Origin of the sequence: Pelagibacterium halotolerans B2 (genome assembly GCF_000230555.1) — a bacterium.
Lineage (GTDB): Bacteria > Pseudomonadota > Alphaproteobacteria > Rhizobiales > Devosiaceae > Pelagibacterium > Pelagibacterium halotolerans.
The window spans coordinates 3,404,777-3,421,597 of sequence record NC_016078.1 but is presented as its reverse complement, the minus strand read 5'-3'; the positions used below and the strand labels follow the sequence as shown (position 1 = coordinate 3,421,597).

17 protein-coding genes and 1 tRNA gene are annotated in these 16,821 nt (G+C 62.2%); 9 read left to right on the top strand and 9 right to left on the bottom strand.

Annotated elements, in window-relative coordinates:
• Nucleotides 1-36: 36 nt before the first annotated feature.
• The 9 genes from pnp to KKY_RS16755 form a co-directional block, all read right to left on the bottom strand.
• Nucleotides 37-2,175 carry a polyribonucleotide nucleotidyltransferase gene (gene pnp / locus KKY_RS16795; protein WP_014132578.1) on the bottom strand — a complete coding sequence of 713 codons (2,139 nt, stop codon included), beginning with the start codon at nt 2,173-2,175 and terminating at the stop codon, nt 37-39.
• 444 nt (nt 2,176-2,619) lie between these two features.
• On the bottom strand, nt 2,620-2,889 hold the full coding sequence (rpsO, locus tag KKY_RS16790; protein WP_014132577.1) for a 30S ribosomal protein S15: 270 nt from the start codon (nt 2,887-2,889) through the stop codon (nt 2,620-2,622).
• A 154-nt stretch (nt 2,890-3,043) separates the two neighbouring features.
• Nucleotides 3,044-4,774, bottom strand: coding sequence for a sensor histidine kinase (locus KKY_RS16785; RefSeq protein ID WP_014132576.1), 1,731 nt, complete (start codon nt 4,772-4,774; stop codon nt 3,044-3,046).
• An 85-nt stretch (nt 4,775-4,859) separates the two neighbouring features.
• On the bottom strand, nt 4,860-5,771 hold the full coding sequence (truB, locus tag KKY_RS16780) for a tRNA pseudouridine(55) synthase TruB (protein WP_014132575.1): 912 nt from the start codon (nt 5,769-5,771) through the stop codon (nt 4,860-4,862).
• 14 nt (nt 5,772-5,785) lie between these two features.
• Entirely contained in the window at nt 5,786-6,193 is a 408-nt protein-coding gene (gene rbfA, locus KKY_RS16775; protein ID WP_041529596.1) for a 30S ribosome-binding factor RbfA, read from the bottom strand.
• 31 nt (nt 6,194-6,224) lie between these two features.
• On the bottom strand, nt 6,225-7,094 hold the full coding sequence (locus tag KKY_RS16770) for an SDR family oxidoreductase (protein ID WP_014132573.1): 870 nt from the start codon (nt 7,092-7,094) through the stop codon (nt 6,225-6,227).
• Nucleotides 7,091-8,212 carry a tRNA epoxyqueuosine(34) reductase QueG gene (gene queG, locus KKY_RS16765; protein WP_014132572.1) on the bottom strand — a complete coding sequence of 374 codons (1,122 nt, stop codon included), beginning with the start codon at nt 8,210-8,212 and terminating at the stop codon, nt 7,091-7,093. Before queG ends, KKY_RS16770 begins: the two co-directional genes overlap by 4 nt.
• Nucleotides 8,209-8,889 (bottom strand): glutathione S-transferase family protein, encoded by a 681-nt coding sequence (locus tag KKY_RS16760; RefSeq protein ID WP_041529595.1) that lies wholly within the window; start codon nt 8,887-8,889, stop codon nt 8,209-8,211. The genes queG and KKY_RS16760 overlap by 4 nt, the downstream gene beginning before the upstream one ends.
• A gap of 189 nt (nt 8,890-9,078) precedes the next feature.
• On the bottom strand, nt 9,079-10,059 hold the full coding sequence (locus KKY_RS16755) for a complex I NDUFA9 subunit family protein (RefSeq protein ID WP_014132570.1): 981 nt from the start codon (nt 10,057-10,059) through the stop codon (nt 9,079-9,081).
• A 169-nt stretch (nt 10,060-10,228) separates the two neighbouring features.
• On the opposite strand from KKY_RS16755, the gene KKY_RS20410 reads away from it, so the two are divergent.
• The 9 genes from KKY_RS20410 (at nt 10,229) to fabA (ending at nt 16,788) form a co-directional block, all read left to right on the top strand.
• Complete coding sequence (locus KKY_RS20410; RefSeq protein WP_014132569.1) at nt 10,229-10,597, top strand: GFA family protein; 369 nt, start codon at nt 10,229-10,231, stop codon at nt 10,595-10,597.
• Between the two features lie 87 nt (nt 10,598-10,684).
• Nucleotides 10,685-10,771 (top strand) — tRNA-Leu (locus KKY_RS16745).
• Nucleotides 10,772-10,943: 172 nt separating this feature from the next.
• Nucleotides 10,944-11,912, top strand: a complete 969-nt coding sequence (locus tag KKY_RS16740; protein WP_014132568.1) for an ABC transporter substrate-binding protein — start codon at nt 10,944-10,946, stop codon at nt 11,910-11,912.
• Between the two features lie 95 nt (nt 11,913-12,007).
• Nucleotides 12,008-12,625 carry a ribonuclease D gene (locus tag KKY_RS16735; RefSeq protein ID WP_014132567.1) on the top strand — a complete coding sequence of 206 codons (618 nt, stop codon included), beginning with the start codon at nt 12,008-12,010 and terminating at the stop codon, nt 12,623-12,625.
• Between the two features lie 3 nt (nt 12,626-12,628).
• On the top strand, nt 12,629-13,303 hold the full coding sequence (locus tag KKY_RS20600) for a hypothetical protein (protein WP_014132566.1): 675 nt from the start codon (nt 12,629-12,631) through the stop codon (nt 13,301-13,303).
• Complete coding sequence (locus KKY_RS16725; protein WP_014132565.1) at nt 13,290-13,802, top strand: LptA/OstA family protein; 513 nt, start codon at nt 13,290-13,292, stop codon at nt 13,800-13,802. Before KKY_RS20600 ends, KKY_RS16725 begins: the two co-directional genes overlap by 14 nt.
• Nucleotides 13,802-14,542 (top strand): LPS export ABC transporter ATP-binding protein, encoded by a 741-nt coding sequence (gene lptB / locus KKY_RS16720; RefSeq protein WP_014132564.1) that lies wholly within the window; start codon nt 13,802-13,804, stop codon nt 14,540-14,542. Before KKY_RS16725 ends, lptB begins: the two co-directional genes overlap by 1 nt.
• Before the next feature lie 149 nt (nt 14,543-14,691).
• Nucleotides 14,692-16,191 carry an RNA polymerase factor sigma-54 gene (gene rpoN / locus KKY_RS16715; RefSeq protein WP_014132563.1) on the top strand — a complete coding sequence of 500 codons (1,500 nt, stop codon included), beginning with the start codon at nt 14,692-14,694 and terminating at the stop codon, nt 16,189-16,191.
• A gap of 81 nt (nt 16,192-16,272) precedes the next feature.
• The gene (fabA, locus tag KKY_RS16710) at nt 16,273-16,788 is read left to right on the top strand and encodes a 3-hydroxyacyl-[acyl-carrier-protein] dehydratase FabA (protein ID WP_014132562.1); all 516 of its coding nucleotides are present in this window, start codon (nt 16,273-16,275) and stop codon (nt 16,786-16,788) included.
• The last annotated feature ends 33 nt before the right edge of the window (nt 16,789-16,821 follow it).

Here is a 16,821-nt window from a genome sequence, read left to right as displayed (position 1 = left end):
CGCCGGGCTGTGCATTACTTGAAAAAAGCTGGCCGGTTACTCGGCGTCGGCTTCTTCCCTGGTCTTTTCCTTGCCGGTCTCCTGGTCGACGACCTTCATGGAGAGGCGGACCTTGCCGCGCTCGTCAAAGCCCAAAAGCTTGACCCAGACCTTGTCGCCTTCCTTGACGACGTCGGTGGTCTTGCCCACGCGCTCTTCGGCGAGCTGGGAGATGTGCACCAGACCGTCCTTGGCACCGAAGAAGTTCACGAACGCGCCGAAATCGGCGGTCTTGACCACTGTGCCCTGGTAGATTTCGCCAACTTCGGGCTCGTCGGTGATCGACTTGATCCACTTGATGGCCGCATCGATCTGCTTGCCGTCGGACGAGGAAACCTTGACCGTGCCATCGTCTTCGATGTTGATCTTGGCGCCGGTCTTTTCGACGATCTCACGGATCACCTTGCCGCCGGTGCCGATCACTTCACGGATCTTGTCGGTCGGGATCTTGAGCGTTTCGATGCGCGGGGCGAACTCGCCCACTTCCGAACGCGCGGTGTCGATGGCCTTGGCCATTTCGCCAAGGATATGCTTGCGTCCGTCCTTGGCCTGGGCCAGGGCGATCTTCATGATCTCTTCGGTGATGCCGGCGATCTTGATGTCCATCTGCAGGCTTGTCACGCCGTCATGGGTGCCGGCCACTTTAAAGTCCATGTCGCCGAGGTGATCTTCATCACCCAGGATGTCTGACAGCACGGCGAATTTTTCGCCTTCGAGGATCAGGCCCATGGCGATGCCGGCGACGGCCTTTTTCATGGGAACGCCCGCATCCATGAGCGCCAGCGAGGTGCCGCACACGGTCGCCATCGAGGACGAACCGTTGGATTCGGTGATCTCGGAGACCACACGCAGGGTGTAGGGGAATTCTTCCGCCGTGGGGCGAACCGGATTGATGGCGCGCCATGCGAGCTTGCCGTGGCCGATTTCGCGGCGTCCGGGCGAACCCATGCGGCCGGCTTCACCGACCGAATAGGGCGGGAAATTGTAGTGGAGCAGGAAGTTCTGCTTGTAGGTGCCTTCAAGCGAATCGATGAACTGCTCGTCATCGGCGGTACCGAGCGTGGCAACGACCAGCGCCTGGGTTTCACCGCGGGTGAAGATGGCCGAGCCGTGGGTGCGGGGCAGGACGCCGACTTCGGACACGATGGGGCGGACCGTTTCGAGATCGCGGCCATCGATACGGGTCTTGGTGTCGAGAATGTTCCAGCGCACGACCTTGGCCTGCAGCGACTTGAACACTGCACCGACCTGTTCAGGCGTATAGGCCGCTTCGCCCTCTTCGGGGATGAAGTGCGCCTTGACCTTGGCCTTTACCGCATCGACCGCGTCGTAGCGGGCCATCTTGTCGGTGTTCTTGTAGGCGTCGCGCAGCTCGGTTTCGATCAGCGCGAGCATTTCGCCCTCGAGCGCGCTCATGTCGGCGGGCTCGAACTCGCGGGGCTCCTTGGCGGCCAGTTCGGCAAGCTTGATGATCGCGTCGATCACCTTCTGGCTCTGGCTGTGACCGAACATCACGGCGCCGAGCATGACGTCCTCGGAAAGCTCCTTGGCTTCCGATTCCACCATCAGCACGGCGTCGGCGGTGCCGGCCATGACGAGGTCGAGCTTGGAATCACCCTTTTTGTCCAGGGGCGTGTTGAGGACGTATTCGCCATCGATATAGCCGACGCGCGCGGCGCCGATCGGGCCCATGAAAGGCACGCCGGAAATGGTGAGCGCGGCGGAGGCGGCAACCATGGCGAGCACGTCGGGCTCATTTTCCATATCGTGCTGGAGCACGGTGATGATGACCTGGGTCTCGTTCTTGTACCCGGCGGGGAACAGGGGACGGATCGGGCGGTCGATCAGGCGCGAGGTGAGGGTTTCGGCTTCGGTCGGGCGACCTTCGCGCTTGAAATAACCACCGGGGATCTTGCCGGCGGCAAAGTATTTTTCCTGGTAGTTGACGGTGAGCGGGAAGAAATCGATGCCAGCCTTGGGCGTCTTGGCGGATACGACGGTGGCCAGAACCACGGTCTCGCCAAGGGTGGCGAGCACGGCGCCATCGGCCTGACGGGCGACCTTGCCCGTTTCGAGCGTTAAGGGCTGCCCGCCCCAGTCGAGTTCGACTTTGTGGTGGTCGAAATTGATTGTCATGAGACATTCCTTCTTGTGCGAAAGGCTCCCGACGCGCTGGCTAGCAGCGTCGGAAAAGAGCCTGTCGCCGGTGGCGCCAAAGGCGTCCCTCAAGTTCCGGAACATGGACAAGATGGCGAGAGGCTCAGGCTTCTGTTGCAGAAGTGACCGGAGCCTCCGGCGATCCTGCCATGCCCCCCGAAGGCGCTTCCGGCAGAATGACAACGGGCCCCATTGCCCGTTGCCGATGCGATACGGGGCCAGCGGTCCCTTTTCTGGTCGCGGTCTCGAAGCGAAAAACCGGTTTCCACTTTTTCTGAGAACGCTTCCGGGTTGCCGGCCCCGCACCGAAGTTCAAAACACTAGAGCCGTTCAGGATTTGATTGAATCAAATCCTTGGCTCTAAGCCTTTGTTTTATCGCGTGTCCGAACCGCAAAACCGTTTCCACTTTTGCTGGACACGCTCTAGCGGCGGATGCCGAGCCGTTCGATCAGGCTCTGATACCGCGCTTCGTCGCCGCGCTTGACATAGTCGAGAAGCGAACGGCGCGTCGCGACCATCTTCAACAGCCCGCGGCGGGAGTGATTGTCCTTGCCGTGGGTCTTGAAATGGTCGGTCAAATTGTTGATGCGCTCGGTGAGGATGGCGACCTGAACTTCCGGAGAACCGGTATCGCCAGCCTTTGTAGCATAGTCCTTGATGAGCTCAGCCTTGCGCTCAGCAGTAATCGACATCGTAATATCCCTTTCGAAAACAAGGAGTTGCGTGACGCCAATACCGGGATGCCGTCCAGGAATGGCCGTTGAATGGGCAAAGGGAGACCCTTTTGCTGACGCCGATATAGGGTATCGGGGGGCAAATGAGAAGTTTTTTCTCGTTTCGGTCCGGTCAAAGCCCGGCTTCGGGCTCTTCGGCGTCAGGGCTGTCACGATCGGGATCGATCTGTTCGAGGGGGATCGAAAACACCCATTCGATGCCATCGGCGTGAACCGTACGCTCAACATCGGCCTTGAGCGCGCCGGCCACCATGGTTTGCAGAACCACCGTGCCGAAACCCTTGCGGTCGGACGGCGGGGAGAAATCGGGCACCGTTTCGCGCCAGACCAGATGCAGCCTGTCGCCGCCGGCCCGGTTCCAGTTGACGGTGAGTTTGCCGCCCTCGCGCGAGAATGCGCCATATTTGGCGGCATTGGTGGCCAGTTCATGGGCGGCCATGCCCAGGACCTGCGCGGCCTGGACGTTGAGATAGACATTGACGCCGGTCTTGACCACACGGGATGGGTTCTCGGGACGGAACGGATCGATCTGGGTGCGGAACAGGTCGCGCAGCCCTATCCCCTGGGTGCCGTGGGTCAGAAGCAGATCGGTGGAGCGGGCAAGGCCATAGAGCCGGTTCTGGAAATTCTCGACGAATTTTTCCACATTGTCGACACCACGGGCGGTCTGTTTGGCCATGGCCGAGATGACGGTGAGCTGGTTTTTTGAACGATGCGCCACCTCGCGCATCAAGAACCGGGCCTCGGTTTCGGCCTGGCGGCGTTTGGCTCCGGCATTGGCCAGTGCCTCGGAAACAGCTGCGAGTTCACGCACCGGATAGGGGATGGCGACGATCTCCTGCCCGGCGCCCATTGCACGGGCCTGACGGGCGAGCCCGCGCACCGAGGAGGCGATTTGCTTGCCGATGAGCGAGGCGGCAAAGCCGGCCAGCCCGACAATGACCAGCGCTCCGGCCAGCAGCCACAAAAGCGTGGTGCGCAAGGGCTCGGTGACCAGCGCGGAGGGGGCCCAGGCGACCACATACCAACCGGTCAGGATCGAATACTGGGTGATTGTCTTGTAGTCCTCGCCGGAAATGTTGGCATCGATCCAGCGCGTCCCACCCGATTCCTCGCGCAGCGGAATAAACAGGGGCTCGCCGATGCGTGCCGCATCCTGGGAGGCGGCAAGAACCGTGTTGTTGGAATCGACGAGCGCCACGTGCCAGCCCTGCGGCAGTTCGCGGGTCAGGAGCGCGTTGGACAGCGATGAGGCATTCTGGGTGAGAATGGCGAGCTGGGGCGGGATGATGCCGGGGCGCTGGCGCACAACGTTGAACACATATTCCTGGGCCGTGCGGCCGAAAAACACATCGGACACCACAGCGTCGGGGGTTTCGAGCGCCCGCCGGACGGTTTCGAGATCGGATACCTGACCGAGCGGCGTGCCGTAGGCAACGCGGGTGTTGAGCAACTGGTTGGCCTGGTCGTCGGCAACGATGAAATACGAGCCCGTGCCGGCCAGCGCGGTCTGGGCGTGCTCGTGGAACTGCGCCAGATCTCCATTATTGAGCGCCTCGATGCTCATGAGCACCCTTTGGGTGGTGATCATGCCCGCAATCTCGCGCTCGACCGACTGGAGGACCGAGCGGGCGGTCGCGACCGTGAAGGTCTGGACGGTTTCCTCCTGGGCGACATTGTGACGGGCCAAAAGCACCGCGGTGAACGCGGTGGCCGGCAGGACGACAACGGCGACCAGGAAGGCGAGGTAGAAAAGGATTGGAATGGAAAGCGGTCCGCGCGGCGTTTTCCGCTCCTCGGATTCGGCCCGATTATTCTCGTTCTGCGGGGCGGATTGAGACATTGTCGGACGACCGATCCTTATGGACCCGCAAACCTTTAGCCTGTCATCGGGGGAGGGTAAAGGGCCTGCGGGACGTCCGATCGCCTCAACCCAGAATTACACGCCTGGGCTTGAACTGCCCGGCCTCGACAAACCCGAGCGCCACGGCCTCACCCTTGAGCGAGGCCCATGCCTCATCAAGGGCAATCGGTGCATCGCGACCGGTCAGGAGCACGGGGTTTCCCAGCCTGATGGTGGCCGCCTGACGGGCATCGACCCTAATTTCGGGCAGATCGGCAAGTCCGGCGGCAACGGGCAACAGCAGGCTATCGCGATTGGAAAGCTCCGCAGCTTCGATGGCCTCGAGGGTGACGGCATCCGCATCGGTGAAACGTCCGACGCGGGCGCGGTGCAGTGAACCCACATGGCCCCTCGTTCCGAGCGCTTCGGCGATGTCGCGGGCCAGGGCGCGGACATAGGTGCCCTTGGAACAGGTGACCGAGAGTTTGCTGCGTTCGGGGGTGTGGGCGATCACTTCGAGGGCGTCGATTTCGACCTCGCGGGGCGGCATATCGAGCTTGTGGCCGGCGCGGGCCAGATCATAGGCGCGCTCGCCGCCGATCCTGATGGCCGAAAAGGCAGGCGGGACCTGGGTGACCAGCCCGGTAAAGCGCGGCAGGATCGCTTCAAGCGCTTGTTGGGTGGGGCGGATATCGGAGGTGGCGATCACCTCGCCCTCGATATCGTCGGTGGAGGTGGCTTGGCCCCAGACGATATCGAAATGATAGATCTTGGTGCCGTCCTGGACGATGGGGACGGTCTTTGTGGCCTCCCCGAAGGCGATGGGCAGAATGCCGGTGGCCAGCGGATCGAGGGTGCCGGCATGACCGGCTTTTTTGGCGCCATAAAGCCAGCGCAGCTTGCCCACCGCTTCGGTGGAGCTCATGTCGTAGGGCTTGTTGAACACAAGCCAGCCCGACAGGTCGCGCTTGACGCGCTTTTTTTGAGCTTCGCTCACTGCACGTCCTTTGTTCAGTCTTCGCCGTCGTCGTCGCTCGCCAGATCGCGCTGCACGCGTTCCGAGCGCAAAATCGCATCGATGCGGCCATATTCGTCGAACGTCTTGTCGACGAAGAAGCGGAACTGGGGCGCATATTTGAGATCGAGCGCCGGGGTGATGCGGCCGCGAATGAATTTGGCGTGCGCATTGAGCGCGGACACCACGTCCTCGGCATTTTCCCCGCCCAGCGGCATGACATAGACGTTGGCGAGCTTGAGATCGGGCGTCATGCGCACTTCGGGGACCGTGACGGTGACGGTTTCGAGGAGCGGATCGATGATCTCGTTGCGCGCGAGCAGGGCCGCGATCTCGTGGCGCACGCGTTCGCCGACGCGAAGCATGCGCTGAGAGGGAGCGGAAGTTGATGCCTTTTTGACCATCCGCGCGAGATAGGGTGCAATTGGCCGCGCGTCAATCGTCACGTTGGCGCAATATGGCGGCATGGCCCTCGCGATAGGTGGGATATTTGAGCCCATAGCCGAGCGCGGATTTGATCCTGGCGTTGGATACACGGCGGTTTCCTGCATAAAAGGTGCGGGCCATGGGGGAGAGATCGGCGTCTTCAAAGGCGATCTCGGGCGGCGGCGCCATTGCGAGCAACCCGGCGGCGTGGGCGATGACGTCCTGGGGCGGGGCCGGCTCATCGTCGCAGACGTTGAAGATGCCGCGCAGGCGGTTTTGCGCGGCGAGGGCGGTGATGGCGCCGATGTCTTCGACATGGATGCGGTTGAAGACCTGGCCGGGTTTGACGATGCGGCGGGCGGTGCCCGATTTGAGCTTTTCAAATGGCGAGCGCGTCGGGCCGTAGATACCGGCGAGACGGAGAATGGCGAGCGGGACGGCTTTTTCTTCGGCCAGCGCCTGCCAGCCCGCTTCAGCATCGAGCCGGTAACGGTTGCGGGCCGAGAGCGGTTCGGTGGGCGCTGTCTCGTCGATCCAATCCCCTTCGGCATCGCCATAAACGCCGATGGTGGAAAAATAGCCGATCCATTTCAGGTTCGGCGCGGCCAGAAGGTCGGGCGCGTGATGGGCGAGCACCGGGTCGCCATCAGCGCCGGGAGCGATGGAGACCAGAATGTGGGTGGCCTCCGCCAGCGCCGGGCGCAGCGAGGACGACGGGGCCGTGCCATCGAACACATGGGCCGTCATGCCCAGGGCCGCCAGATCGGCCGCCTTTTCCGGGGTGCGGGTCGTGGCCGCGACGGAGACGCTTCCCAATGTGCGCAGGGCCTCAATACTGGCCCGAGAAGAATAGCCGGCGCCGAAGACGAAGAAATTCATTGGCTCCATTCGGCTCTGACCTCCGGGTCGGTTTCGGTTGCAAGGGTTTTGGCGCGCAAGCCCTCTGTCTCGGCGGTATCGGCCAATTGGCGCACAGCCCAGATGGCCATGCCGCGCACCAGCGGGCTTTCATGGGTGAAAAGCCGCTCGATGGCGGGCAGGTGATGACGGTCGCCCGAATTGCCCGCCGCGACGAGGCAATTGCGCAAAAACCGGGCCGAGCCGAGACGCTTGACAGGGGTTTGGGCGAAAAAATCGCGGAACCGCCTGTCGTCGAGCGCCAGCATGTCGCTCAGCCCGGCATCGCGGATCGTTTCGCGGGCGGAGAGCTTGGCGTCGCGTGTGGCGCTGGCAAATTTGTTCCAGGGGCAAACGGCAAGGCAATCGTCGCAGCCAAAAACGCGATTGCCCATGGGTTTGCGGAATTGGAGCGGGATCTGGCCCTTATGCTCGACCGAATAATAGGCAAGGCATTTGCGGGCGTCGAGGCGGAAGGGGGCGGGGAAGGCGTCGGTGGGGCAGATGTCGAGGCATTTGGTGCAGGTGCCGCATTTTTCCGCTTCCGGCGTGCTGGCGGGCAGTTCGGCCGAGGTGAAAATGGTCCCCAGAAACAGCCATGAGCCCGCGTCGCGGGACAGTAGGACGGTGTGTTTGCCCTGCCAGCCGAGGCCCGCGGCCTCGGCCAGCGGCTTTTCCATCACAGGGGCTGTATCGACGAACACTTTGACTTCCGCGCCCGTGCGGCGGGCGAGAAGACCGGCCAGATCCTTGAGCCGACCCTTGATGACGTCGTGATAATCGCGCATCTGGGCATAGACCGAGACATTGGCGAGGGATTTGTCGGTGAGGCGGTTGAGCGGGTTTTCATCGGGTGCGTAATTGGCGCCCACCATGACGACCGATTTCACCGCCGGCCAGAGGGCCGCGGGAGATTCGCGACGGTCCCTTGTCTCTTCCATCCATTCCATATCGCCATGCCAGCCGCTTTGCAGCGCCGATTGCAGTTTTTGCGGCAGGTCGGGGCGGGCGTCGGCAGGGGCGATGCCGAAGGTGGAAAACCCGAGAAACGAAGCGCGGGCGCGCAGTTGGGCAACGATGGTTTCGCCGCCAGCGCTCAAAAATCGAGGTCCGCGTAGCTCGTCGAGGCCGGCATGCCCACGATCCGGTCTCCCAGCAGCGGGCGGAAGGCGGGGCGCGATTTGATGCGGGCGTACCAGTCCTTGATCTCGCCGGCCTTTTCCCAGGCGATGTCACCCATATAATCGAGCACGGAAATATGGGCGGCGAGTGCGAAATCGGCCAGGGTCAGCGTATCGCCAGCCAGCCAGCGGCGGGTGGCGAGGACCCAGGAAAAATAGGCAAGGTGCTCTGTGAGATTGGCCTTGGCGATGCGGATGACCGAAGGCTCGGGCGCGCCCGAGCGCAGATCGCGCTTGATGAGCTTTTCTTCGAGAAGATAGGCGGTCACTTCCGGGCCGAGCTTTAGCAGCACCCATTCGAGCAGGCGCCAGACCTCGATCTTTTCGCCGGCGTTTTCGGGCAACAGGGCCTCGATATGACCCTCGGGGCCGAAATTGTCCTCGATATGGGCAATGGTGGCCAGAATGCCCACGATGGGCGGAAACGGCTCATCGAGCATCACGGGGACGGAGGCGGCGGGATTGATTTCGAGGAAATCGGGGTCACGCCGCCAGGGCGCGACGTCCACCAGATCGACATCGATGCCGTATTCGGCAAGCATCAGGCGGATGAGCCGGGAAGAAGGGTCGAGCTTGTGATGCAGAAGCTGTGGCATGGACCAATCGTAAAAATAGCGCGGCACCCGATCCGGCGGGAAGCCGGAGGGCCGCAAACCTCAACACGCGATTAGGCCGCGCAAAATGAAGGCCAATCAAGGTGTTTTTGTGCCCGAACCGGCAAGTTCGCGCGGGTTTTTCACGAACCGGTCAACGACCGGTTAACCCAAGCCGGACGGGCCGGCCAATCAGCCATTCACCAGCGGATTGATATGCCGGTCGAATTCGCCATGCTTGCGGAAACGCCACATATAGGTGGGCAGGATGGCATCGATGGTGGTGGGCGCTATGCCGAACGCCTCGAAGGTGCGCTTCTGCTTTATCGCTTCGGGCGAGACGATGTTGTCGATGCCGAGCTGGACGACCTGGTCGGGGGTCAGAAGCGGTTTGGGCAGGATCGAGAGGACGCTGGCGACAGGCTTTACGACAAATTCGGGCAGGGGCAGGACGAGCCGCTTGCGCCGGGTCTGCTCGAGCACCCGCTCGATCACCTGCTCCATGGTGACAATTTCGGGGCCGCCAAGCTCATAGACCTTGCCGGTCTTGACGGCACCCTCGGCGGCGAGGGCGATCGCCTGGGCGACGTCGGCCACATAGACGGGCTGGAATTTGGTGTTGCGTCCGATGAGCGGCATGATCGGGGACATGCGGGCAACAAACCCGAACAGGTTGAAAAACCCGTCCTCGGACCCGAACACCAGTGAGGGCCTGATCACGACCGCCTTGGGGAACGCCTTGAACACTTCATCCTCGCCCAGCGCCTTGGCGCGCTGATAGGCCGAGGGCGATTGCGGATCGGCGCCAATGGCGGACATGTGGATGAGGGTGGGCACGCCGGCGTTGCGGGCCGCTTCAGCGACGGCTTTGGCCCCCTGGGTCTGGACGGCGCGAAAGCGCTGCTTGCCCTTTTCGAACAGGATACCGACAAGATTGATGACCACATCGGACCCGCGCACGGCGGCCGCGACCGATTCGGGATAGCGCAGATTGGCCTGGATCGGCTGGATCTGGCCGGGGAAGCCAAACATGCGCACATGGCCGGCCAGATCGGGGCGGCGCACAGCAACCCGGACAGAATAGCCGCGCCGCGCCAGATCCTGGGTGAGCTGGGTGCCGATAAAGCCCGAGCCGCCGAAGATCGTCGCGATTTTTCTTCTCTTTTCGGTCATAGAAAGGTCCCGCCGCCAAAACGAACGCCTGTGAAGATGGCCCGTTCTAGCCCCGGTGGCCGGCCCATTGCAATCGGTTTGAGACACAAGACGGGGCAAGGCGGAAAGAGGGTTGACTCGGAAATCAATTTGTTCTTGATTTGTTCTTGCCAATCCGAGGAGAAATGCCGTGAGTGAACGCGCAGAAGTGCCTGTCTATGAAGGCAGTTGCCAATGCGGAGCCGTGCGCTTTACCGCCCGTACGCGGCTCGAGGCACCGTTTCAATGCAATTGCTCGCGGTGCCGGCGGCTCAACGCTGTGATGCATTCGGTGCCGGGGGATGATTTCACGCTTTTGAGCGGCGGTGAGGCGCTGAAAATCTACAGGTTCAATTCCCACACCATCGCGCACCAGTTCTGCACCCAATGCGGCATCCAGCCCTTCGCGGCGGGCAGCGACAGGGCGGGCAACACGGTCCATGTGATAAACGTTCATTGCCTGGATGAACCGCGTTACGACAAAAATGCCATAAGCCATTTCAACGGAGCCGATTTCTGAGTGGCGATCATGCCGAATAAATTCCCGGCAGGGCAGCGCGAGCCGCATTGACAAAGCCCGAAGGGCACTCTAAAGCGTGCCCCCGTTGCCCAGATGGCGGAATTGGTAGACGCGCTAGCTTCAGGTGCTAGTTCCCGAAAGGGAGTGGAAGTTCGAGTCTTCTTCTGGGCACCATTTCCCACTTAAAATTTGCGTTTTTGCGCTTATTCGCTCCCGCGAAATCGGGCAGGAAACGTTCTGCCTGCACAAAGCGGCCAAGCGTCACTGTGCCGCGCAATTTTAAAGATGACTTGTTTTATCAAATATTTTAGGTCCACGGCATCGTTTGTTTCGATCCGGGTTGACCATGTTTGATTTTCGCGCCGCACTCCTTGCCCTTCCCCTGGCTTTCCAGGGCTTTGCCGCCCTGGCCCAGGAGTTTCCCTTAACCATCGAGCATGCCTATGGCAGCACCACGATCGCGGCGCAGCCGCAGCGCGTGCTGACATGGGGATGGGTCGCCCATGATGTGGTTCTCGATCTCGGCGTCGTGCCGGTGGGGTTGCCCAAGGTGAGCTATGGCGGGGATGCGGACGGGGTCTCGCCCTGGACGCGCGAGGCCCTCGACGCACTCGGCGCGGAATTGCCGCCCATGCTGGGCGAAGCGAGTGGAGAAGTTTCTCTCGAGGCGATGCTGGCGCTCGATCCCGATATCATCCTTGCCCCCTATTCGGGGCTGACCGAGGATGAATATTCGGCGTTGAGCCAGTTTGCGCCCGTCATTCCGTTCAAAACCGCCGCCTGGCAGGGCAACTGGCAGGAGAGCGTTGACGTAATCGGGACGGCGCTGGGGCTTAGCGAGCGCGCGCGGACGCTGATTGCCGACACCGAGGCATTGATCGCGTCCACCGCCATCGAACACCCCGAAATCGCCGGAAAGAGCTTCCTCAATTTCGTCAATCGCAATGACGGGACCATCTCGGTGCGCAACAGCGCCGATCCGCGCACGCTCTTGCTGGTGGAAGCCGGGCTGGTCTCGGTGGCCGAGGACGATACGGGATCGACCGGCTATACCTATTCGGTGAGCCACGAGAACTTCGCCCAGCTCGAAGCCGATGTGCTGGTCGCCTTTCTCAACACGACCGAGGCGGCCGAGGCATTTTTCGCACTGCCCTACATCGCCAGCGCGCCCCATGTGACCGAAGGCCGGGTGGCCGTTGTCGACAGCGAGGCGCTGACCATGGCGGTCGGCGGGGCGATTTCGCCGCTGTCGCTGCGCTGGGGCTGGCCGGAATTTTCCACGCGCCTGACCGCCGCCGCCGCCAATGCGCGCTAGGCCGGCGCACCCGCCCAAGAGCAGGGTCTAGTCAAAACGCTGCGGGGTGTGGCATCTAGGGATACCTTTGCCTCTCCCCGGAGTTATGAGACGACATGAGCGTTCGACTGCACAAGGGCGATCTGCCCGACCTTTCCCGTTACACCGGACGGCAGGTGGCCATCGATACCGAGACGATGGGCCTCAATCCGGCACGCGACCGGTTGTGCGTCGTGCAGCTTTCGCCAGGCGACGGCACGGCCGATGTGGTCCAGATTCTTCCGGGACAGACCGAAGCACCCAACCTTGCGGCGCTGCTGGCCGACGCGACCAAGACCAAGCTCTTTCATTTCGCGCGCTTCGACATGGCAGCGCTTTTTGCCGCGTTCGGCGTGATGACCACGCCGGTCTATTGCACCAAGATCGCCTCGAAACTGGTGCGAACCTATACCGACCGGCACGGGCTCAAAGATCTTTCGCGCGAGCTTTTGGGCGTCGATATGAGCAAGCAGCAGCAATCGTCCGATTGGGGGGCGGAAATGCTGAGCCAGGCCCAGCTCGATTACGCAGCGTCGGACGTGCTCTATCTGCACGATCTGCGCCGGCACCTGGACCGGATGCTGGCGCGCGAAGGGCGGGCCGAAATGGCGAAGGCGTGCTTTGATTTCCTGCCCACGCGCGCCCAACTCGATCTCGCCGGCTGGCCCGAGATCGACATTTTCGCCCACAGCTAGCCCATGATCGCGCCCTCGGCCAGCGTCCGACACGAGACCTATCTGCGATTTGCCCGGCACAACCGGCGGATCGCGGCGTTGCGCTGGATGGTTCCTGCCGCGGGGATGCTGATTCTTGCGGTACCGGCGTTTCAGATTGCCGCCAGCATGACGGGCGATATCGTGCCGATCGAGGGCATCAGGCTGGAAAACGATACGCTGGTTATCGAGGGGCCACGTTTTGAAGGTCGCACGGCGACCGGCTCGAACTACGCGCTGGAGGCGGCGCGGGCGGAATCGCGGGTGGGCAATCTCGATACGGCCGATCTTTACGATCTGACCGTCGATATCGCCGATGATTCGGGGTATTCGGCCCATATCGAATTCGCCTCGGCCGAGTGGACAATGAGCACCGAATATCTGGTATCCAACGAAGACGTGGCGGTTTCCGATTCAACCGGCGCTCGGGGGGTTCTGGCTGGGGTCGAAGTGGACTGGCCGGCCCAGGTCCTGGCTTCGGACGGCCCGGTGCGCTTTGCTTTCGACACCGGCGCGCAACTTTATGCCGATACGATGGAACATGATCTGGACGCAGCGCGCTGGCAGTTTACCGGCGTCAATCTCGACATGGTGCCCCAGCGCGACGCGGGAGAGGCGCGGGACCCTTTTGCCCAGGAGACGGACAATGACGCGCTTTAGCCTGGCGATCGCCTGTTTCGCCCTTCTTGCCGGACCGGCCTTCGGCCAGAGCACGGCCAGCGACCCTGCCGGGTTCGGCGGACTGGCCGCCGAGGCCGACGAACAGGTCAACGTGACCGCCGATTCGCTCGAAGTGCTCGAAAATGAAAACACGGCGCTGTTTAGCGGCAATGTGGTGATCACCCAGGGCACGATGCGCCTCGAGGCGCCGGAGGTGGAAACCCGATATGGAGAGGGCGGGCCCTCGGACCTCGAAAGCTTTTCCGCATCGGGCGGACGGGTCAATATGGCATTCGACGACCAGACCGTGGAGGCCGATGCCGCCGATTATGATTTCGGCGACAGGGTTCTGATTTTTACCGGCTCGGTTGTGGTGGTCAATGCCAGCGGCACGGTCAATGCCGACCGGCTGGTGATCGATACACGGGCCGGCACATCTTCGTTCAGTTCTGCGGGCGGCGGCGGACGCGTCACCAGCACCTTTACGCCGGGGGGCTGATGGCCGGTATCGACCAGACCGGCTGGCTCGTCGCCCACGGTCTTGCCAAGAGTTTCAAAAAGCGCGCGGTGGTGCGCGACGTCTCGATCGCGGTGCGACGCGGCGAGGCGGTGGGCCTGCTCGGGCCCAACGGGGCGGGCAAGACCACGGTTTTCACGATGATCATGGGGCTGGTGCGGCCCGATGGCGGCGAGGTGCTGCTCGACGGGCTCTCGATCACCCATTTGCCGCTCTATCAGCGCGGGCGGCTGGGCATCGGCTATCTGCCCCAGGAAGCCTCGATCTTTCGCGGGCTCTCGGTCAAGGACAATGTGCTGGCCGTGCTCGAAGGGCACATCAAGGACAAGAAGGAACGCTATGCACGGCTCGACGAATTGCTCGACGAGTTCTCGGTTTCCCATCTGCGCGATGCCGATGCGCTGGCGCTTTCAGGCGGGGAGCGGCGGCGAGTGGAAATCGCCCGCGCGCTGGCGGCGGACCCCAAATTCATGCTGCTCGACGAGCCGTTTGCCGGGGTCGATCCCATCGCGGTGGCCGATATCCAGGGGCTGGTGCGCCAACTCACCCAACGCGGCATCGGGGTTCTGATCACCGACCATCAGGTGCGCGAAACCTTCGGGCTGGTGGATCGGGCCTATCTTATCCATGGGGGCAAGGTGATGATCCAGGGCCGGCCCGAAACGATAATGGCCGATCCCGACGCACGGCGGGTCTATCTGGGCGAAAGCTTCAAGCTCTAGCAAAAGCAAAGATGCGCGCCTTTGGTCGCAACTGGCACGAAAATTGTATGGCGCGCCTTGAAGGGCTATCGCAAAGACGCTAGGTTCGCCTCGTCGTATGCGCGTGGGATGCTGCGACCTTGGGGGAATCGAGTGGGAGCTCTTTAGGCATGGCGCTTTCGCCACGGCTGGATGTCCGGCAAACCCAGACATTGACGTTGACGCCGCAATTGATGGCGTCGATCCGGCTTTTGCAGCTCAGCCACATGGAACTCAGTGCGTTCGTTGACGCCGAACTGCTGCGCAACCCCCTTCTGGAAAGCCCCGACGCCCCCGATGGCGATACGCCAATGGAGCGTGAGCGGGCCGAGGAAATCGACCCCTATCGCGACGTGGTCGATCATTCCGGCCATCTAGGCAGCGCGACGACCATCGCGGACAGTCTCGATACCGACGTTTCCAATGTCTTCCCCGAGCAGTCGGGGCAGGATTCGCTCAGCCAGTCGAGTTCCTGGCCCGAGGGCAAGGGTGGCGTGCTGGGGGGCGAAGCGCCCGATATCGACCAGTATGTTTCCGCCCAGATCTCGCTGGCCGACCATCTGGCCGAACAGGTCAATCTGATCGTGAAAGATCCCGCCGAGCGGCTGATCGCGCGCAGCCTCGTCGACAATCTCGACGAGCGCGGCTATCTGATGGCCGAGACCGGCCAGATCGCCGAACAGCTCGGCACCAGCCCCGAGACGGTCGAAGCCGTTCTGGGCAAGGTGCAGGGTTGCGAGCCCCTTGGCGTTTTCGCGCGCTCGCTTGCCGAATGCCTGGCGATCCAGCTCGCCGAAAAGGACAGGCTTGACCCCATGATGGCCGGGCTGCTCGCCCATCTCGACCTGGTGGCCGGCCACGATCTGGCGCTGCTGGGCAGGAAAATCGGGGCGGATCGCGAGGACATCCTCGACATGCTGGCCGAGTTGCGCGAGCTCGATCCGCGCCCAGGCCGAGCGTTCGATTTTTCGCCGGTGCAATCGGTGGTGCCCGATGTGTTCGTCAAGCGCGGCAATGACGGGGGGTGGCAGGTCGAGCTCAATTCCGAGGTCCTGCCTCGGGTTCTGGTCAACCGGGTCTATTACGCCTCGATTTCCAAGAAAACCCGCGACGCGGAGGAAAAGACCTTCCTCGTCGATTGTCTCAACACGGCCAACTGGCTGACCAAAAGCCTCGACCAGCGGGCCCAGACGATCCTGAAAGTGGCAACAGAGATCGTCAAGCAGCAGGACGGGTTCCTGCGGCGCGGGATTTCCCATTTGCGGCCCATGACGCTCAAGACCGTGGCAACCGAGATCGAAATGCACGAATCGACGGTGTCGCGGGTGACGGCCAACAAATATATCGCGACGCCGCGCGGGCTGTTCGAGATGAAATATTTCTTCACCACCGCCCTCAATTCTTCGTCAGGCGGCGACGACCATTCGGCCGAGGCCGTGCGCCACCGCATCCGCCAGTTGATCGAGGCGGAAAAGCCCGATGCGATCCTTTCGGACGACACCATTGCCGAGGTGCTCAAGCGTGAGCAGGGAATCGACGTGGCCCGCAGGACGGTCGCCAAATACCGCGAGGGCATGGGCATTGCCTCCTCGGTGATCCGGCGCCGGCAGAAGAAAGCGCAGATGGCGTAAACCCCCGCCTCGGGCAAATGGTCTATTGACCCTCCTAGCGATTGCCCTCTACACAGTTTTTTCCAGATTTGCGGGGAGTCCATGGCAGAACGCGCCCATTCTTACGATTACGACCAGTTGCTGGCCTGTGGGCGCGGTGAGCTTTTTGGACCGGGAAATGCGCAATTGCCGCTTCCGCCGATGCTCATGTTCGACCGTATCACGCGGATCGACGACGATGGCGGGCCTCATGGCAAGGGACAGGTGCGGGCCGAACTCGATGTCTCTCCCGATCTTTGGTTCTTTGCCTGCCATTTCCACGGCGACCCGGTGATGCCGGGCTGTCTGGGGCTCGATGCGCTCTGGCAAATGACCGGATTTTTTCTCGGCTGGGGCGGATCGCCCGGGCGGGGCCGCGCGTTGGCGGGAGAGATCAAGTTCACCGGCCAGGTTACAAACGATGTCAAACTGGTCGAGTACGGTATCGACATCAAGCGCGTGATGCGCTCGAAACTGACGCTCGGAATTGCCGACGGCTATGTGAAAGCCGACGGAAAAACCATATATGAGGCCAAGGATCTGCGGGTCGGCCTTTTTACGGACATGGGCGCCCTGTAAGTTTCGGGCCGAATTCCGTCTGACAAGAAAGAC

What these genes read in the sequence shown, in the direction of transcription:
- pnp (WP_014132578.1), bottom strand. Translation starts at nt 2,175, where the DNA reads ATGACAATCAATTTCGACCACCACAAAGTCGAACTCGACTGGGGCGGG.
- rpsO (WP_014132577.1), bottom strand. Translation starts at nt 2,889, where the DNA reads ATGTCGATTACTGCTGAGCGCAAGGCTGAGCTCATCAAGGACTATGCT.
- KKY_RS16785 (WP_014132576.1), bottom strand. Translation starts at nt 4,774, where the DNA reads ATGTCTCAATCCGCCCCGCAGAACGAGAATAATCGGGCCGAATCCGAG.
- rbfA (WP_041529596.1), bottom strand. Translation starts at nt 6,193, where the DNA reads ATGGTCAAAAAGGCATCAACTTCCGCTCCCTCTCAGCGCATGCTTCGC.
- KKY_RS16770 (WP_014132573.1), bottom strand. Translation starts at nt 7,094, where the DNA reads ATGAATTTCTTCGTCTTCGGCGCCGGCTATTCTTCTCGGGCCAGTATT.
- KKY_RS16760 (WP_041529595.1), bottom strand. Translation starts at nt 8,889, where the DNA reads ATGCCACAGCTTCTGCATCACAAGCTCGACCCTTCTTCCCGGCTCATC.
- KKY_RS16755 (WP_014132570.1), bottom strand. Translation starts at nt 10,059, where the DNA reads ATGACCGAAAAGAGAAGAAAAATCGCGACGATCTTCGGCGGCTCGGGC.
- KKY_RS16740 (WP_014132568.1), top strand. Translation starts at nt 10,944, where the DNA reads ATGTTTGATTTTCGCGCCGCACTCCTTGCCCTTCCCCTGGCTTTCCAG.
- KKY_RS16735 (WP_014132567.1), top strand. Translation starts at nt 12,008, where the DNA reads ATGAGCGTTCGACTGCACAAGGGCGATCTGCCCGACCTTTCCCGTTAC.
- KKY_RS20600 (WP_014132566.1), top strand. Translation starts at nt 12,629, where the DNA reads ATGATCGCGCCCTCGGCCAGCGTCCGACACGAGACCTATCTGCGATTT.
- KKY_RS16725 (WP_014132565.1), top strand. Translation starts at nt 13,290, where the DNA reads ATGACGCGCTTTAGCCTGGCGATCGCCTGTTTCGCCCTTCTTGCCGGA.
- lptB (WP_014132564.1), top strand. Translation starts at nt 13,802, where the DNA reads ATGGCCGGTATCGACCAGACCGGCTGGCTCGTCGCCCACGGTCTTGCC.
- rpoN (WP_014132563.1), top strand. Translation starts at nt 14,692, where the DNA reads ATGGCGCTTTCGCCACGGCTGGATGTCCGGCAAACCCAGACATTGACG.
- fabA (WP_014132562.1), top strand. Translation starts at nt 16,273, where the DNA reads ATGGCAGAACGCGCCCATTCTTACGATTACGACCAGTTGCTGGCCTGT.